General features: G+C 34.6%; 19 protein-coding genes. 12 read left to right on the forward strand and 7 right to left on the reverse strand.

The window, feature by feature from the left end:
* The first annotated feature begins 121 nt into the window (after positions 1-121).
* The 4 genes from AAYQ19_RS12930 (at position 122) to proC (ending at position 3640) form a co-directional block, all read left to right on the forward strand.
* Positions 122-433 (forward strand): DUF4286 family protein, encoded by a 312-nt coding sequence (locus tag AAYQ19_RS12930; protein ID WP_132987814.1) that lies wholly within the window; start codon positions 122-124, stop codon positions 431-433.
* A gap of 189 nt (positions 434-622) precedes the next feature.
* Positions 623-1408: a 16S rRNA (adenine(1518)-N(6)/adenine(1519)-N(6))-dimethyltransferase RsmA gene (gene rsmA, locus AAYQ19_RS12935; RefSeq protein ID WP_132987813.1), complete on the forward strand. Its 786-nt coding sequence runs from the start codon at positions 623-625 to the stop codon at positions 1406-1408.
* Complete coding sequence (mgtE, locus tag AAYQ19_RS12940) at positions 1392-2741, forward strand: magnesium transporter (protein ID WP_343536772.1); 1350 nt, start codon at positions 1392-1394, stop codon at positions 2739-2741. Before rsmA ends, mgtE begins: the two co-directional genes overlap by 17 nt.
* Positions 2742-2854: 113 nt before the next feature.
* Entirely contained in the window at positions 2855-3640 is a 786-nt protein-coding gene (proC, locus tag AAYQ19_RS12945; protein ID WP_343536774.1) for a pyrroline-5-carboxylate reductase, read from the forward strand.
* Positions 3641-3718: 78 nt separating this feature from the next.
* Here proC and AAYQ19_RS12950 read toward each other — a convergent pair whose 3' ends face one another.
* Genes AAYQ19_RS12950 through nhaA form a run of 3 tightly spaced genes read right to left on the reverse strand, consistent with a single transcriptional unit; the run spans position 3719 to position 5585 of the window.
* Positions 3719-4120 (reverse strand): cytochrome c, encoded by a 402-nt coding sequence (locus tag AAYQ19_RS12950; protein ID WP_343536775.1) that lies wholly within the window; start codon positions 4118-4120, stop codon positions 3719-3721.
* Positions 4121-4137: 17 nt separating this feature from the next.
* Positions 4138-4437, reverse strand: coding sequence for an ABM domain-containing protein (locus tag AAYQ19_RS12955; RefSeq protein WP_343536776.1), 300 nt, complete (start codon positions 4435-4437; stop codon positions 4138-4140).
* The gene (gene nhaA / locus AAYQ19_RS12960; RefSeq protein WP_343536777.1) at positions 4434-5585 is read right to left on the reverse strand and encodes a Na+/H+ antiporter NhaA; all 1152 of its coding nucleotides are present in this window, start codon (positions 5583-5585) and stop codon (positions 4434-4436) included. The genes AAYQ19_RS12955 and nhaA overlap by 4 nt, the downstream gene beginning before the upstream one ends.
* 156 nt (positions 5586-5741) lie before the next feature.
* Here nhaA and AAYQ19_RS12965 point away from each other — a divergent pair, with 156 nt between their 5' ends.
* The 5 genes from AAYQ19_RS12965 (at position 5742) to AAYQ19_RS12985 (ending at position 8327) form a co-directional block, all read left to right on the forward strand.
* Positions 5742-6692 (forward strand): 2-hydroxyacid dehydrogenase, encoded by a 951-nt coding sequence (locus AAYQ19_RS12965; protein ID WP_343536778.1) that lies wholly within the window; start codon positions 5742-5744, stop codon positions 6690-6692.
* Positions 6693-6877: 185 nt separating this feature from the next.
* Positions 6878-7297, forward strand: a complete 420-nt coding sequence (locus AAYQ19_RS12970) for a DUF805 domain-containing protein (RefSeq protein WP_343536779.1) — start codon at positions 6878-6880, stop codon at positions 7295-7297.
* Positions 7298-7304: 7 nt separating this feature from the next.
* Positions 7305-7583: a TM2 domain-containing protein gene (locus AAYQ19_RS12975; RefSeq protein WP_343536780.1), complete on the forward strand. Its 279-nt coding sequence runs from the start codon at positions 7305-7307 to the stop codon at positions 7581-7583.
* Positions 7584-7656: 73 nt separating this feature from the next.
* Positions 7657-7932: a TM2 domain-containing protein gene (locus AAYQ19_RS12980; RefSeq protein WP_343536781.1), complete on the forward strand. Its 276-nt coding sequence runs from the start codon at positions 7657-7659 to the stop codon at positions 7930-7932.
* A gap of 140 nt (positions 7933-8072) precedes the next feature.
* On the forward strand, positions 8073-8327 hold the full coding sequence (locus AAYQ19_RS12985; protein WP_343536782.1) for a TM2 domain-containing protein: 255 nt from the start codon (positions 8073-8075) through the stop codon (positions 8325-8327).
* Positions 8328-8402: 75 nt separating this feature from the next.
* On the opposite strand, the gene AAYQ19_RS12990 is transcribed toward AAYQ19_RS12985, so the two are convergent.
* Positions 8403-10205: a lysophospholipid acyltransferase family protein gene (locus AAYQ19_RS12990; protein ID WP_343536783.1), complete on the reverse strand. Its 1803-nt coding sequence runs from the start codon at positions 10203-10205 to the stop codon at positions 8403-8405.
* A gap of 120 nt (positions 10206-10325) precedes the next feature.
* Between AAYQ19_RS12990 and AAYQ19_RS12995 the strand changes: the two genes are divergently transcribed.
* The 3 genes from AAYQ19_RS12995 to AAYQ19_RS13005 all read left to right on the forward strand — a co-directional run bounded on the left by AAYQ19_RS12995 (position 10326) and on the right by AAYQ19_RS13005 (position 13426).
* Positions 10326-11087: an exodeoxyribonuclease III gene (locus AAYQ19_RS12995; RefSeq protein WP_343536784.1), complete on the forward strand. Its 762-nt coding sequence runs from the start codon at positions 10326-10328 to the stop codon at positions 11085-11087.
* A 159-nt stretch (positions 11088-11246) separates the two neighbouring features.
* Positions 11247-12191, forward strand: a complete 945-nt coding sequence (locus tag AAYQ19_RS13000; RefSeq protein WP_343536785.1) for an OmpA family protein — start codon at positions 11247-11249, stop codon at positions 12189-12191.
* 197 nt (positions 12192-12388) lie between these two features.
* Positions 12389-13426, forward strand: coding sequence for an aldo/keto reductase (locus AAYQ19_RS13005; RefSeq protein ID WP_343536786.1), 1038 nt, complete (start codon positions 12389-12391; stop codon positions 13424-13426).
* Between the two features lie 221 nt (positions 13427-13647).
* Here AAYQ19_RS13005 and AAYQ19_RS13010 read toward each other — a convergent pair whose 3' ends face one another.
* From AAYQ19_RS13010 to AAYQ19_RS13020, 3 genes are read right to left on the reverse strand one after another with little or no spacing between them, the layout of a single operon-like run.
* On the reverse strand, positions 13648-15612 hold the full coding sequence (locus tag AAYQ19_RS13010; RefSeq protein ID WP_343536789.1) for a transglycosylase domain-containing protein: 1965 nt from the start codon (positions 15610-15612) through the stop codon (positions 13648-13650).
* 20 nt (positions 15613-15632) lie between these two features.
* Positions 15633-16994, reverse strand: coding sequence for a DNA repair protein RadA (radA, locus tag AAYQ19_RS13015; RefSeq protein WP_343536791.1), 1362 nt, complete (start codon positions 16992-16994; stop codon positions 15633-15635).
* On the reverse strand, positions 16994-18148 hold the full coding sequence (locus AAYQ19_RS13020; RefSeq protein WP_343536793.1) for an alpha/beta hydrolase: 1155 nt from the start codon (positions 18146-18148) through the stop codon (positions 16994-16996). The genes radA and AAYQ19_RS13020 overlap by 1 nt, the downstream gene beginning before the upstream one ends.
* Positions 18149-18194 lie beyond the last annotated feature (46 nt).

The following is an 18194-nucleotide window of genomic DNA, read 5'->3' on the forward strand; positions in this document are numbered from 1 at the left end:
AGAAAATTCCTCCCAATAGCTATCGGGACCAAACGAGAAAGAATTAGCAATATGATGATTTAAGATTCGAAAGAAAAAACTCAGAACCTTAGAAGCTTAGCATCTTAGAACCTTAGAAAAAATGATTATATACAACATCACCACAAATATACACGAAAGCGCTCACGACCAATGGTTGAAATGGATGCAGGAAAAACATATTCCAGAAATTCTGGCGACTCAAAAATTTTCATCGGCACGAATTGTAAAGGTTTTGGTTGAAGAAGAAATGGGTGGTATTACATATTCTGTTCAGTATACAACGGACAGCAAAGAAACGCTAGAGAAATATTATCTGGAAGATCAGCCGAAGTTTGATAGAGAAGCATTAGAATTATTTGCGGATAAAATGCTTTCATTCAGAACGGAATTGGAAGTTATTTCAGAGCATTAATTTTTACTCACAGTCACAATTTTCAGTATTTGAAATGGCTTTCAAATTTCTGAAAATTTGCGTAATTCGTGGCAAAACAAAATAAAGCGTCATGTCTTTGTGCCTTCTTGGCAAAAAAATAAAGCTTTTCGTAGTGCCTTTGATTTAAAAAGAATACTTTTGCAGCCTCGTGGCAAAACAGGTAAGAAAATGGAAAAAGTAAAAGCCAAAAAACATTTAGGACAGCATTTCCTTAAAGACGAAAGTATTGCAAAAGCAATTGCCGATACTTTGAGCTTAAAAGGATATGATGAGGTTTTAGAAATAGGACCAGGGATGGGTGTGCTTACTAAATACTTGCTTGATAAACCCATTACGACACGAGTAATCGAAATCGATACCGAATCTGTAGCGTATTTAGATGCAAATTACCCAAAGTTAAAAGACAAAATTATTTCAGAAGACTTCCTGAAATACAATATAAATCAGGTTTACGAAAACAAACAGTTCGCCATTATTGGTAACTTCCCATACAACATCTCTTCACAAATTGTTTTTAGAACATTAGAATTTAGAGATCAGATTCCGGAATTTTCTGGAATGTTTCAAAAGGAAGTTGCGGAGCGAATCTGCGAGAAAAAAGGATCAAAAACCTACGGAATCTTGTCTGTGTTGTCACAGGCTTTCTATGATACTGAGTATTTGTTTACTGTAAACGAAAATGTTTTTATTCCTCCGCCCAAGGTCAAGTCGGGTGTGATGAAAATGACCCGAAAGGAAGATTATAGCCTTCCGTGTGGTGAAAAGTTATTTTTTACGGTTGTAAAAACGGCTTTTCAGCAAAGACGAAAAACATTACGTAACAGTTTAAAAACATTAAATTTATCAGATAATCTGCGAGAAGACACTATCTTTGATAAACGTCCCGAACAGCTTAGCGTTGAGGAATTTATTGTTTTGACTCAAAAAATAGAAGCCGATGGAGTTCAAAGTTAGCAAAGAATTTATCCACCAATTAGAGGAACTAATCGTTAAGAAAAATGACAATGAACTTGAAATTTTACTTAATGATCTTCACCACGCTGATATCGCCGAAATTCTAGAAGAATTAGATTTTGACGAAGCAACATATATTTTCAGGGTTTTAGATAGTGACAAAACAGCCGAAATTCTTCTTGAATTAGAAGAAGATCTGCGTGAAAATATCTTAAGCCGTCTTTCACCTAAAGAAATTGCAGAAGAGCTTGATGAGCTTGAAACAAATGATGCTGCCGATATTATCGCTGAGCTTTCGCAAGATATTAAGGCGGAGGTTATCTCGGAGTTAGTCGATGTTGAGCACGCAAAAGATATCGTCGAATTATTGCGCTATGATGAAAACACAGCGGGTGGTTTGATGGGTAAAGAGCTTGTTAAGGTCAATGAAAATTGGAATGTTTTGACTTGCGTTAAAGAAATGCGTATTCAAGCAGAGAATGTTTCTAGAGTTCATTCTATTTATGTGGTTGACGATGAAAACCGATTAAAAGGAAGATTATCGCTTAAAGATTTATTGACTTCTTCGACCAAAACTCAAATTGGCGACGTTTATATCCGAAAATTAAATTTTGTAAATGTTGATACCGAAGATGTTGAGGTGGCGCGTATCATGCAAAAATACGATTTGGAGGCCATTCCGGTTGTAGATGAACTTGGCCGTTTAGTTGGAAGAATTACCATTGACGATATCGTAGACGTAATCAAGGAAGAAGCCGATAAAGATTATCAGTTAGCTGCCGGTATTACGCAAGACATTGAAAGTAATGACAGTGTTTTGGAGTTAACGAAAGCACGCTTGCCTTGGCTTTTAATTGGAATGGTAATTGAAATCGTTGCTTCGTTTGTATTGAAAGACAACGAAAGCGCTTTTCAGAAATATTCAACATTAATCATTTTTGTGCCTTTGCTTTCTGCAACTGCTGGAAATATTGGGGTTCAAGCTTCGGCAATTGTTGTGCAAGGTTTGGCTAATGGTACTTTGAAAGAATTCAGTCGTAGTTATTTCAGCAAGGAACTTACCGTTTCGATGATTTCGGGAAGTATCATTTCTTTGCTTCTTTTAGGATATCATTCTCTTATGTACGGGCAATATTCTGTTGGATTGGCAATTTCAATTTCTATGATTGTCGTGATTTTATTTGCGGCTACTTTAGGAACTCTTGTGCCTTTGTTTCTTCATAAAAATAAAATCGATCCCGCAATTGCAACGGGGCCGTTTATCACAACAACAAATGACGTTTTTGGAATTATGCTCTACTTTGGAGTAGCAAAAATGATTCTTGGATTTTAGATTTTTGGCACAAATTAACAACTTACAGTGATTTAAAATCTTTAAATTCTATGTAATTTGTAGCCGAAAAAATAGGCTGTAAATCAGCCAAAAATAAATTAAAACCAAGCAGTATGAATGTACATATTATTGGGGGAGGAAACCTGGGGGTTTCTATTGCCTTGGGAATTGCTAAATTTTCAAAAAATAACCAAGTTACCGTAACAAGAAGAAACATTGCCAGTATTCAATATTTATCTGAATACGGAATTACAGTGTCTAATGATAACAAACATAACATTCAGGAAGCTGATGTTGTGATTTTAACGATAAAACCGTATCAAGTTGATACCGTTTTGGCAGAGATTTTACCCGTAATCCAAAACAAAACAATTGCTTCGGCAGTAAGCGGATTGTCTTTGGAGATGCTTCAGACAAAAACAAATAATCAATATCCAGTTGTACGCATTATGCCAAATATTGCGGCGCAATTTGGAGAATCGGCTACTTGTATTTCTTTCCCAGAAAAAGATAGGGAAAAAGCAATGCCAATTGTTGATTTGTTTCAAGATTTAGGAACGGCTCCTGTAATCGATGAAAAATTGATGGACGCAGCGACTGTTCTTGGCGCATGCGGAACGGCTTATGCTTTAAGATACATTCGTGCTTCGATGCAAGCAGGAATCGAAATCGGATTTGATTCTAATACCGCTTTGGCAATCGCCGCACAAACGGTAAAAGGGGCAGCAAAAATGTTGTTGGATGAAAAAGTGCATCCTGAACAATTAATCGACCGCGTAACAACGCCGCAAGGTTGTACAATTGTTGGTTTGAATGAAATGGAACACAATGGTTTCAGTTCGTCTTTGATTAAGGGAATCAAAACTTCTTTGAAGCAAATCAAAGGACTGTTGAAATAAAAAAAATCAATTTTTGAAAAATCAAATTCCAAATTCCAAGCTTCTAGTTGGGATTTGGAATTTTTATTTTTTGGAATTTTATTTCGAGTGGCAATAATCTATTAATTGTGTGACTTGCTTCTTAGATAAAGTTTTTGAAAATACCGTTTTATGATAATCAATTGCTAAAATCTCCACTTTTGTAGAGTCGATTTTGTGTTTTTTATTCGTTAACCAGTTTACAAAAACAATCGAATCGACTTCGTGAAGTGCCGGTCCTGTTGATTTTATGTCTAATTTATGGCATGCTGCACAATTGGAATTAAATATTTCTCTTCCCTTTTTTTGATTTTCGGTTAAGTTGGCATTTTTATGAGAAGGCAAGCTGTGTGTTCCGCAACCACCTGGGATTTCCGATTTTTTTGCTTTGAGCATGATCACTGCGCCAAGTAGAACAATAATGGCAACGAAAGAAAAAAGTATGATTTTGTTTCTTTTCATAATGCTTCTTTTTTTAATTAAGCAAAAACTTCAAAGTGCTGTACATTCTCTTCAAATTCCAAAAGAAATTGGTTGTCTTCAGGGTAATATTTAGCTTTTTCAATGTTTTCTCCGGCAAAATTTTTAATGACTTCCCAGCTTTCCCAATACGTAATAAGTGTAAAATGACCTTCATTATTTTTGATGTTTCTTAAAAAAGAAAGTTTTACAAAACCTGGGGTTTTTTCATAATCAGGAATGGCAGTTTGGACTAAAAACTTGGTATAAGTTTCATAATCTTCAATCTTTGTTTTTCCATGCCAGATTCTTGCAATCATGATTTCGTTTTTAGATTTTTTTTCAAAGTATATTTTAAATAGAAAAAGCCAATAATTCCAGAAAGCATAGACGCAATAAGAATAGCAATTTTTGAGAAAACAATCGTTTCAGGATCTTTAAAAGCCAAAATGGTAATGAAAATCGACATCGTAAAACCAATTCCGCCCAACATTCCTGCTCCTAAAATATGAGCCCATTTTAGATTTTTTGGCAAAGCACACAAGCCTGCTGTTACACCGATCGATGAAAAAAGAACAATTCCTAAAGGTTTCCCGACAACTAAGCCCAGAATAATTCCGAAAGTGTTTGGGTGATTCAAGCCTTCATGCCAATCTTGCGTTATTGCAATGCAAGTATTTGCAATAGCAAAAAGTGGCAAAATGATAAAGGCAACAGGTTTATGTAAAAAATGCTGTAATTTGTATGAAGATGATTTTTCACTGCCATCGCCAAACGGAATTACAAATGCTAATATTACGCCTGTTATCGTTGCATGAACACCAGAATTAAGCATAAAATACCACATTATAATGCCGCCAATCAAATACGGAATGATATTGTTGATTTTCATTCTGTTTAAAATAAAAAGCAGTCCCCAAATTCCCAATGCAATAGCAAGATTTACAAAAGCAATCGATGTGGTATAAAAAACAGCGATGACAATTATGGCTCCCAAATCATCAATTACGGCAAGTGCGGTCAAAAAGACTTTTAAAGAAGCGGGAACTTTTTTGCCCAAAAGCGACAAAATCCCGATAGCAAATGCAATGTCAGTCGCCATGGGAATTCCTGCTCCGTTTTGGGTTGCTGTTCCAAAATTTAAAGCCAGGAAAATGGCAGCAGGAACTAACATACCGCCGAGCGCCGCCATTATTGGAAGCGAGGCATTTTTTATATTGGATAATTCGCCATGATAAATTTCTCGTTCCAGTTCCAAACCAATCAATAAAAAGAAAATAGTCATCAAACCATCATTGATCCAATGGGTGATGGAATGACCTGCCAAATCTTTTTCCCAAAAAGAAACATATCCGTTGGAATAAGCAGAATTTGCAAGATATAACGAGCAGATTGTTACAAACAACAATAGCAGTCCGCCAGATTTTTCGTTATTAAAAAAAGAATTAAAAGTTTTAGTCAATTTCATTTTGGCAGATTTTCCTGAGAAGTGAAAGTTTTTGTCTCGTATTTTCAAAGTTAAAAAAATAAAATGAATTTGTGTTTTGCGCTTTTTGTGTTTGACAAAGTGGAAGTAATTTTGGAGAATTACCGTATTTTTGTTTGATATAAAAATTCAAGAAAAATGAGTGTAAAAATTCTTCATATCGACAGCAATAATCCCGTTTTGTGGAACCAACTAGAAGAAGCGGGTTTTGAAAACCATGCCGATTTTAAATCTTCTAAAGAAGAAATAGAAGCTAAAATTCAAGATTATAACGGAATTGTAATTCGCAGTCGTTTCAAGATTGACAAGGCTTTTTTAGATAAAGCAACTAAGTTGCAATTTATTGCAAGAGTGGGTGCCGGTTTAGAAAGTATTGATTGTGAGTATGCTTCTGCAAAAGGAATTCATTTGATTGCGGCGCCAGAAGGAAATAGAAATGCGGTTGCAGAACATTCGCTAGGTGTAATATTGTCGCTTTTCAATAATTTAAATCAGGCCGACGCCGAAGTTAGGGCAGGACATTGGAACAGAGAAAGTAATCGTGGTCATGAGCTTGATGGGAAAACTGTCGGAATTATTGGTTATGGAAATATGGGAAAAGCTTTCGCCAAAAAACTTCGCGGTTTTGATACCGAAATATTGTTTTATGATATTCTAGAAAATATTGGTGATGAAAATGCCAAACAAGTTTCACTGGCAGAATTGCAAAAACGAGCTGATGTTTTGAGTTTGCATTTGCCTTGGACGCCTGAAACGGACAAAATGGTTGATGCGAATTTTATAAACGCATTTTCGAAGCCATTCTGGATCATAAATACTTCTCGTGGCAAAAATATAGTCACAGCTGATTTAGTTGAAGCTATGAAGTCAAAAAAGGTGCTAGGTGCAGGTTTAGATGTTTTGGAGTATGAAAAATTATCTTTTGAAACCCTTTTTCAGGATAAAAATACACCAGAAGCGTTTCAATATTTGCTTGATGCAAAAAATGCTTTACTTACACCACATATTGCAGGTTGGACTTTTGAGAGCCACGAGCGTCTAGCTCAAGTAATTGTTGATAAAATCAAGGCAGTTTACGAGAAACAATAACTTGTTTCGTTTGGTTTTTTATAACGAGGTTTTTCCTGTAAATTTTATTTGGCAAGATTAGTTTTATTTGTTAATTTTTAATAATATTGTTTCCGAATTTTAAAGAATGATTCTAAGTAATTTCTTTTTGAAGTTCGGAGAAAACCGAAAATCCCAAGAGTAGGCCTAATAAATTATCTTTAATTATGATTGAATGGTATAAAATTGCCATGTTTCAAAACTACTCGAACTTTAGCGGTAGAGCTAGAAGAAGTGAATATTGGTATTTTCGTCTTGCCACAGCAGTTATCTTTTTTGTGATGATTGCTTTTGCAGTTTTATTATCTATCGTTACAGGTGGAGATTTGGCTTTTCAGATAGCTATAGTGCTTTTTATTATTTATGCATTGCTTACGGTAATCCCTTCTTTGGCAGTAACAGTTAGAAGAATGCATGATTTGGGCAAAAGTGGCTGGAACATCCTTATTTCCTGCATTCCATTAGTTGGGCCTATTTGGTTTCTTATTCTTTTAGCAACAGAAGGGGAGCAAGGAGAAAACTATTATGGCCCAGATCCAAAAAGTACCATTGAAGAAATTGAAGAAATAGGTGTTAACATTAACTAAATAAGATATGGAAACTACAAAACCAGAAAGCTGGAATACGCCGTCTCAACCTAGACAAGAAAACAAAAAGGTTTTAGCTGGAATTATGGGGATAATTTTTGGATATTTAGGAATTCATAAATTCATACTAGGCTATACTCAAGAGGGAATTATTCAATTAGTAATCAGTATTGTTACTTGTGGACTTGGTGGAATAATCGGATTTATTGAAGGAATTATTTATTTAACAAAATCAGATGAAGAGTTTTATCAAACGTATCAGGTTGGTAAAAAAGGCTGGTTTTAATTGATCATATAGAAAACCCATTCGCAAGCGAATGGGTTTTTTTGTTATTGCTTAAAAATTTAAAAAATAGAAAATGGAAAATTCAAAATATGAGGCTTGGAATACGCCATCACAGCCAAGACAGGAAAATAAAAAAATTTCAGCAGGAATTCTGGCTATTTTGCTAGGAGCATTAGGAGTTCATAAGTTTTATTTGGGTTATACGAAAGAAGGTATCATTCAGTTGCTTTTAGGTTTGATGTGCGGTGTTGGTGGCATTATCGGAATCATTGAAGGCATTTTGTATTTGACAAAAAGTGATGAAGAGTTTTATCAAACGTACCAAGTAGGTTATCAAGGCTGGTTTTAAACGTAAATATTAATGAACAATAAGAGAATGTCTTTTTTTGATATAATATTAGCTTATTGAGCTTATTACGCGATTTTTTGATTTTTAGTTTTGCATTTTTCAAGGATTTTCTTGAAAATGTAAACTTTAATTGAGAAAAAATGGAAAACGCAAAGTTTGAAAATGTTGAAAACAAGAAAGTTGTAGCAGGAGTTCTAGGAATTTTACTAGGAGCTTTTGGTGTGCATAAATTCTATTTAGGTTATACTAAAGAGGGAATTATTCAGTTAATCGTTAGTGTTGTAACATGTGGATTTGCTGGGATAATTGGATTTGTTGAAGGAATAATTTATTTGACTAAATCTGATGAGGAGTTTTATAAAACATACCAAATTGGAAAAAAGGCTTGGTTCTAGTTTTAAATAAAAATTGTAAATAAAAAATCCCATTCGTAAAGAATGGGATTTTTTTTATGTTTAATAGATTTTGAGTTAATCTTCTTTTTCAGATAACTTTTTCTCTAATTCTATCTGGAATTCTTCAATAACCGGTTTCATGGTGCTTTCTGGGATATCGGCGATTCTGATGTACATTAAACCGTCAATGGCATTGTTGAATAATGGATCGACATTGAAAGCAACTACTCTTGCGTTTTGTTTGATGTATTTCTTGATCAAAACAGGTAAACGTAAATTTCCTGGTTCCAATTCATCAATGATTTTGTCAAATTTGTTCAAATCAGATTCTGCTTCATCGAAGATAAAATCTTTATCAGCATCTTTTAGTTTTACTTTATAAGCTTTCTTCGGATGGATATATTGTGCAATATATGGATCGTAGTAGTTTGATTTCATAAACTCAATCATTAGCGATTTAGAGAAGTCTGAAAACTGATTGCTGATACTTACACCACCAACCAAGTATTTGTGCTCTGGATGACGTAAAGTGGTATGAATAATACCTTTCCATAGTAAGAACAAAGGCATTGGTTTTTGCTGATATTCTTTCACAATAAAGGCACGGCCCATTTCAATCGATTTGTGCATCATGTCGTGAAGTTCTTGTTCAAATCTAAATAGATCAGTCAAGTAAAAACCTTCGATTCCGTATTTTGGATAAATTTCAGAACCTAGCCCCATACGATAGGCACCCGCAATTTTTTTGGTTTCATCATCCCATAAAAACATGTGGTGGTAATATTTGTCGTATTCGTCTAAGTCAATCGATTCATTTGTTCCTTCACCAACTTCACGGAAAGTGATTTCGCGCAAACGCCCAATTTCATGCAAAATGTTCGGAATTTGTTTTGCACTTGCAAAGAAAACTTCATAGTTTTTGCTTTGTAAAAATCGGCTGTCGCTATTTCGTAACGCTTGAACTTCATCAATCAATTTTGATTCGTTTGCTGGCGTAACGATTTTTTTAGGTGCTTTCTGAATTTTTAAGCTTGCTGTATCAATTAGTTTAGTATCCTTTTCAAAAGGATTGGCAAGCATATAGGTTTTCTTTCTTAAAAATTCTGAATATTCTTCAAAAGATTCAATTTCGTTTTGTTCACTAACAGAAATCGGTTTTCCAATACGAACTTTGATTACACGATCCTTCTGCGTAAGCAATTCTGATGGAAGTTTTGCTGTACGTAAAGTGTCGTCTATTTTTGAAAGCCAATAGAATAATTTGCTGTTTTTAGCGTGGAAATAAATTGGAACAACTGGAACTTTTGCTTTTCTGATTAGTTTTAAAGCTCCTTCTTCCCAAGGTTTGTCTACTACTAATTTTCCATCTTTGTACGTGGAAACTTCTCCCGCAGGAAAAATACCCAAAGGTTTTCCATCACTTAAGTGACGTAAAGTTTCTTTAATACCAATTACGCTCGATTTTGCATCCTTATGATTTTCAAAAGGATTAACCGGCATAATGTATTTTTTCATCGGAACAATTCTGTGTAATAGGAAATTTGCAATGATTTTGAAATTTGGTTCTCTTTCAAGCATTAATTTCAAAAGCAAAATTCCATCAATTCCTCCAAGCGGATGATTTGAAATAGTAATGTAAGCACCATCCTTCGGCAGGCGTTTTAAATCTTCTTCAGGAATTTCAAATTTGATTTCCATCTCGTCCAAAATTCCGTTCAAAAACGCAAGGTCTTCCAAATGTTTATTGCGATCGTAAATTTTATTAAGGGTCGAGATCTTAAGAACCTTCATAAGAATCCAGCCTGAAAAAGTACCAAATACGCCGTACTTATCAACATTTATTGCCTTTGCAACTTCTTTCGCGGTAACTAAACCCATGTACTATTTTTAAATTATTAGAGTAGCGAACAAAGATAACAAAAAACTCTACTTTTCCTTTATTCAATTATAAACTTTCCACTTTTTTATTACATTTGGAATCCTAAAAAAAATACCTAGATGAAAATTATTTCTTATAACGTAAACGGAATTCGCGCTGCAATTACTAAAGGATTTATCGAATGGCTGCAACAAGCTAGCCCAGATGTTATCTGTCTTCAGGAAATTAAAGCAACCCATGATCAAATTCCGGTTGAAGCCATAACAGCCGCTGGCTATCCTTATCAATACTATTATCCTGCAACTAAAAAAGGATATAGTGGTGTTGCAATTTTGTCTAAAATTGAGCCGAAAGAGGTGGTTTACGGAACAGGAATTCATCATATGGATTTTGAAGGGCGTAATCTTCGTGCTGATTTTGAGGATTGTTCTGTTATGAGTTTGTATCTTCCGTCAGGAACAAATATTGAAAGATTGGATCATAAATTTATGTTTATGGATGATTTTCAAACGTATATCAACGAATTGAAATTAACGATTCCGAATTTGATTATTTGTGGCGATTATAATATTTGTCACGAAGCCATTGATATTCATGATCCAGTGCGCAATAAAACAGTTTCAGGATTTTTGCCTGCTGAAAGAGCTTGGTTGGATGCTTTCATGAAGTCTGGTTTTATAGATAGTTTCCGTCATTTCAATAAAGACCCTCATCATTATTCATGGTGGAGTTACCGTGCCGGAGCTCGTGGCAATAATAAAGGTTGGCGTATCGATTACAATTTGGTGAGTGATTCGATGGAGCACAGATTAAAACGTGCCGTTATTCTTCCAGATGCTGTTCACTCTGACCATTGCCCTGTTTTAGTAGAAATTGAATAAAGTTTGGTATTGTTCTTGTTGAAGGAAATGCAACTGAATTGGAGATTTCAGATTTTTTGATTTTAGTCCTCGAAGCTCCGAAGATTGGAATTTGGAATTTGAATCTTGGAATTTTAAACAACGAATTAATAATAGCCCCAAATAAAAACCAAAAGTAAAATGATTAAAAAAGCCTCGATTGGATTAGTAGTTTTAGCTTTGTCTGCAACTTCATGTGTATCCAAAAAGATTTACAATGATCTTGAAACAAAATATTCAGATTTAAAAAAAGAAAATCGTTCGATTGCTGATGAAAATGCAAATTTAAAAACAGCAAAAAATCAGCTAGAATTAGATAAAGATAAGCTGACGAAAGATTTAGCAAGCACTAAAGATGATCTTGCAAAACAAAAAGCAGATCTTGCTGCTGAGCAGAAAAAATACAAAGTATTGCAGGATTCGTACAATGCTTTGGAGAAAAACAGCAACGATGCTTTAGAAAGCAATATGGCTAAAAACCGTGAATTGTTGGCGCAATTAGAAGCTAAATCTAAAAAGTTAGCTGATGAGCAAGCACGTCTGGATAAAACGGCAAGTCGTTTGAAAGAACTTGAAGATATGATCGCGGCGAAAGAAGAATCGATGCGAAAATTAAAAGAAACTTTATCTAAAGCGTTGAATGGTTTTGAAGGAAAAGGTTTGACAGTGGAACAGAAAAATGGAAAAGTATATGTTTCAATGGAAAACAAATTGCTTTTCAATTCAGGAAGCTGGGCAGTTGGAGCAGAAGGTAGAAAAGCGGTTGTTGAACTTGGAAAAGTTTTAGGCGACAATCCAGATCTTTCTGTTTTGATTGAAGGTCATACTGACGATGATCCGTATGCTGGTTCTGGGCCAATTGCAAATAACTGGGATTTATCAACTAAAAGAGCAACTGCAATTGTAGCAATTTTAAGTGAAAACACTAAAATCAACAAGCAAAAATTAACTGCGGCGGGACGTAGCGAATTCTCTCCTTTGGCAAGCAACGCAACTCCAGAAGGAAAAGCTAAAAACCGTAGAATCGAAATTATCTTGACACCAAGATTAGACGAGATTGCGGAGATGCTTAATAGCATAAACTAAGGGACAAAGGTTCTAAGGTGCAAAGGCTCAAAGGTTTTTACTTTTGAGCCTTTTTTTTAATACCAATTCTCAAATTCCAAGCTTGGAATTTTCTGCAATATTTTATCTTATCATTATTTTAACCTTTGTCAAATTTCGATTTGAAAAATCCCTTTGTACCTTTGTTTCTTTGCAACTTTGAACCTTAAAGAGAAAAAATGAAATACACAACATTACCCAATACCGATATAAAAGTTAGTAAAATCTGCCTAGGAACCATGACTTATGGGCAACAAAATACAGAAGCAGAAGGACATGCTCAGATGGATTATGCTCTTGAAAGAGGTGTGAATTTTTTTGATACTGCCGAAATGTATTCGGTTCCGGCAAGTGAAGCAACTTATGGTAGCACCGAAAAAGTGATTGGAACTTGGTTTAAAAAATCAGGAAATCGCGATAAAGTGGTTTTAGCATCAAAAATCGCTGGTCCAAATCCAAATTTTGGATATATGCGTGAAAAACTGGATTTTTCTCCTGCAAGTATTAAATATGCCGTTGAAAACAGTTTGAAAAGACTTCAAACGGATTATATCGATTTGTACCAAATGCACTGGCCGGAAAGAAAAACAAATAATTTTGGGCAACGCGCTTTTCACGGTCATGATGATGTTTGGGAAGATAACTTCAGAGAAATCCTTGAAACGTTTGACGGATTAATTAAAGAAGGAAAGATTAAACATATTGGAGTTTCAAATGAAAATGCATGGGGAATGATGCGTTTGTTGGAAGAGAGCAAATACAATAATTTGCCAAGAATCAAGACGGTTCAAAATCCGTATTCTTTATTGAATCGTTTGTTTGAAGTGAATTCTGCTGAAGTCTCAAAATATGAGAATGTTGGTTTGCTAGGATATTCTCCGTTAGCCTTCGGAGTTTTGACTGGAAAATTCTTAACAGGAGAAGCTCATCCGAAAGCGAGAATTAATCTTTTTCCGCAATACAAACGTTACAATAGCGACCAATGTACGCAAGCGACTAAATTGTATCAGGAAATCGCTAAAAAACACGGTTTAACGTTAACGCAATTAGCGATGGGATTTGTTTTGCAACAACCTTTCTTAACAAGTTCAATTATTGGAGCTACAACATTGGAACAATTAAAAGAAAATATCGACACAATTGATGTAGTTCTTTCAAAACAAATTTTACATGAAATTGATGCGGTTCAGGCTATAATTCCTGATCCTGCGCCTTAAAATGTATTTGCCGCAAAGGTGCTAAGTCACAAAGATTTTTCAATAGCCCTTAGCTTCAGCTAGGGGAAATAAGATTGTTATAAAAGGGCTTTAGCCAAACTAATACGTTTGGCTAAAGCCCTTTTATTTTTTTTATATTTCCATCCAGCTAAAGCTGGATGCTATTGATTTGAAGTGATAAAATAAAAAATTTTGTGTCTTGGTGTCTTTGTGGCAATTTATTATAAATCAAATTCATCATCAACAACTAAAGAATCATTTTTGATAGCAGTTGAATCTGGTGCTTTAATGCGAATTAAAGAACGAGCATTTCCAGAAATATAAACCGGCAATTGTCCAATTGTATCTTCAGGAATTAATAAACCTCTGCGGAACATTAAATTCTTTAAAAACTTCTGGTTTTTTAATGCATAGTCTTTTAAGTTTCCTTGATCATTAAATTGATACATGAATTTTCTTGGCTTCGGAATAATAGTTGCCAAGTATAAGCACTCGTCAACATTTAAATCGGCTGGGTTTTTTTGGAAATAAAAATGACTTGCTTCTCCAATTCCGTATACATTTGGTCCCCATTCGATAATGTTGAAATATACTTCAAGCATTCTTTCTTTGCTTACAATTCGGTTGTTTTCTAAAATGTAAACTAATAAAATCTCTTCAAGCTTTCGCGAAAGCGTTTTTTCACGAGTCAAAAAGACATTCTTAATCAACTGCATGCTGATTGTACTCGCGCCACGAGAGAATTTTTTAGTTCTGATGTTTTTCAGAATCGATTGTTTGAAAGCCTCATTAATAAATCCGCGATGCGAGAAGAAAGAAGGATCTTCTGTCGTTAAAACACATTTTCTCAAATAAGGAGAAATTTGATCTAAAGGTGTGTAATTCGGATTTGCATTTCCAACTAAAACGGGTCTTTGCAAGACATTCTGAATTATTGCACGATACACAAATTCGCCGTTTAGTTTATTCAAATCGGCTTCGCCATATTTTGTGATTCTTAAATCTTCTTTGTTGAGTTTGCTGTCAAAAACAAGTGTATTCGGCTTATTTTTATTGAATTTGAAATCCAGTTTATAATCAAAATTTCCGGTTGCTTCCATTCCTTGGAAATGTGTAAACAATCCATCTGGCAGTGAAACAATGAAATCTTGTGCTTTCATTTTCGGAATATCGACTTTCAGCGTGTAAACCGTATCTTTTTCGGTGTTGTACGAAATATAAGGCTTCACTTTTATTTTGTTCAACTGCATAGTTGAGGTACTGTCAATCGAAATGAAATCATCTCCCAATAAAAAGCGATAATCAAAACGTGCATTTTTGATCACGACATCTTTGCTGGCGATTTTTGGGTGATTGATTTTTAAGTTGGTAATCGAGGTAAAACCGTCAATATGAAGTTCGCCACCGCTTTTGTCAATTTTTTCTACATTTAATCGAATCGAATCAAAACTTGCTTTTAGATTGTATCGTTCGTCAAGATAAGGAACGCGAATAGCACCAGTATCTAAATTGAAAAAACGAATATCAGCTTTTTCGTTTCTTGGGTCTGCAAAACCTTTTATGTTCCAACGCTGGTCAAAATTTTTACTTTGGACATGAATTTTGGTTTCGAGTTGTTTGTCGCTTAAAACTAATTTATTGACTGCAATTGAAGCTTTTTTTCCGTTGTCATCAATTTTGAATTGGAAATTTTCCAGATTCATGTCTGTCGGAACCAAATTCAATAGTTTTGAAATGATTCTGTAAGCGAAAGCGCCATATTTTCTTTTTTCGCTTTTTTCAGTCTCATCGCTGTTTCGTTTCAAGAAAGCATCAAAGTTTCTGATTTTTCCTTTTTTGACTAATTGAATATAACCATTGTCAACTTTTAAAGTCCCAACTTGAACATCGCCAATTAATAAATTGCTCAAACTGACACTTGTTTCAATATTTTGGATTTTAAGCAAAGTGTCGGCATTTTTTGGAACCAAAACAATGTCTTTTAATTTGATGGTAGATAAGCCATTAAAAGAAGCTTCTTTTACAGAAAAGTCACTGTTGTAACTTACCGCCATTTTATGGGTAACTTTTGCAATGGCTTGTTTTAAAAGAGAGTCGCGAAAGTAATAAAGCGCAATGCAAAGCAATACTATTAGTACTCCGAGTATTTTTAGGGCTTTAAATAGTTTTTGTTTTGGAAAATTCATAGTGGTATTTTTGTCAAAAATCAACCGAAAAGAATACTTGCAACATCTTCAATTTTTGCCACAAGCTCAATTTTGATTCCTGTATTTTTTAAAGCAATTTTATTGTATTTTGAAACAAAGATAGTATCGAAGCCTAGTTTTTCGGCTTCTTGAATGCGTTGATCCACTCGGTTAACGGGACGAATTTCGCCTGAAAGTCCAACTTCGCCAGCAAAACAGAAACCTTTTCCAACAGGAATATCTTCGTTTGAAGATAATATTGCTGCAACAACTGCTAAGTCAATCGCCGGATCATCGACAGAAATTCCGCCTGTAACGTTTAAGAAAACGTCTTTTGCTCCTAAACGAAATCCAGCTCTTTTTTCTAGAACAGCCAAAATCATGTTTAATCTTTTGGCATTATAACCAGTTGTGCTTCTCTGAGGTGTTCCATAAACTGCTGTGCTGACTAAAGATTGAATTTCAATCATCAGCGGACGCATGCCTTCTAGTGTTGTAGCGATTGCTGTTCCGGATAATTCTTCGTCTTTATGCGAAATCAATATTTCTGACGGATTGCTTACTTCGCGCAAACCGCTTCCAAGCATTTCGTAAATTCCAAGTTCAGAAGTTGAGCCGAAACGGTTTTTTAGCGAACGAAGAATTCGGTAAATATGATTTCTGTCTCCTTCAAACTGAAGAACAGTATCAACCATATGTTCCAGAATTTTCGGCCCAGCAATATTTCCATCTTTGGTAATATGTCCAATTAAAATCACTGGAATGTTTGTTTCTTTTGCAAACTTGATCAATTCAGCAGTTGTTTCTCTAATTTGAGAAATGCTTCCCGCTGTCGATTCGATATAATCGGTATGTAAAGTTTGGATGGAATCAATAATGACAATTTCTGGTTGAATTGCCTCAATTTGTTTGAAGATGTTTTGTGTTTTTGTTTCCGTCAGAATATAGCAATTATCGCTATTTGGCGTTATTCTTTCGGCACGCATTTTTATTTGTTTCTGACTTTCTTCGCCTGAAACATACAAAGTTTTATAAGGTAATTTTAATGAGATTTGAAGTAAAAGTGTGCTTTTTCCAATTCCAGGTTCGCCGCCCAAAAGTGTTAAAGATCCCGGAACAATTCCGCCTCCAAGAACACGATTCAATTCTCCGTCAGTAGTATCCATTCGGATTTCCTGTGCCGAATCGATTTCAGTTATTTTTAAAGGTCGAGGTGCTTTGTTTGCCGGAGTTGGTTCGCTTTTCCAAGCCACTTTTTCTTGCTTCTGAATAATTTCTTCAGCAATTGTATTCCATTCTTTGCAGGCATTGCATTGTCCTTGCCATTTGGCATATTGAGTTCCGCAATTCTGGCAAAAAAAGGAAGTTTTAACTTTTGACATTATTTAGTTTTTTTGGCAAGCGTATTCATTTCGTCAATTTTCTCATACATCAAATCTTTGTTCAGATCTCCAATTGGCTCCATTTGAGAAGCATTTTGGTATTTTTTTGAAGCATGTTTTGGATCGCCCATTTTTTCGTACATTAAACCTAATTCATATTCTCCCAACATAGCTTTTGGATAATTTACATTTCCAATTTCGGCCATTTTTCCTAATTCATCGTACGCATTCTTTTTCAAAATAATATTTTCGATTACTTTGAAATCACTCATTCTTACCGGAACCTGAAATCCTAAAATCTCAGACATTGTAGCATATTTTTTTTCTAAATAATCGGAATAGCCAGATTCTAAAACTGCAATTTTTTCATTGTATTCAGCAGAATTAATTGGTCTGTACGATTCAAAAATTTGATATAATGCATTCGGAATTGAATGTAAAACCTCAGTATAATGCGTAGCGCCTTTGAATACATCGTATTTATAATTCACTAACGGATTATTTGCAATTTTAATATTGCTGTTTAATTTATCAATCGGTTCTTTTATTTTTTTAATATCACCTTCTCCTGCAGAAAGGTAATAGAAAATTGGTTTTTGGATTTTTGCGAACTTTTCTGCAATTCGAACTTCCATTTTCGGTGCCAGTTCTGGGCTTAAACAAATATAAGCGTTGAAAATCGGATCTTCTTTATATAAATAAAAATTGGCAAAACTTGCTGTTATGTCATGGCCTGCAATAATTCTGAAAGGCGCTGTGTGATATTTCTTTTCGATGTAAGGAATTAATTCTGCCCCTACGAATTCGAAAAATTTCGCTCCCTTTTCAAAAGGCAAACCTTCATTTTGATCAATTGTTGAGTCATCTTCTCGCTCATCATTTTTATTTTGATGAATTCCTATAATAATCATTTCAGGAATGTCATCCCAATACGAACCATAACTTACGGCTCCTAAAAAAGGGTCAAATAAATAATCGCCGTCGAATAAGTATAAAACCGGATATTTTCGATCTGATTTTTCGTCATAAGAAGGAGGAAGTCCAATTGTTATTCTTCGTTCTTCTCCTAGTTTTTCAGATTTGATATTGTCAAATTTTTTCTGTGAAAAAACAGAAACAGAGATGAATACAAGCAGCAGGTAAACTTTTTTCATGATTTGTGGCATTTCAGTGAATAAAAAAGTATTGGAAATTGTATGG

This window comes from Flavobacterium mesophilum (assembly GCF_039581405.1).
Classification (GTDB): domain Bacteria; phylum Bacteroidota; class Bacteroidia; order Flavobacteriales; family Flavobacteriaceae; genus Flavobacterium.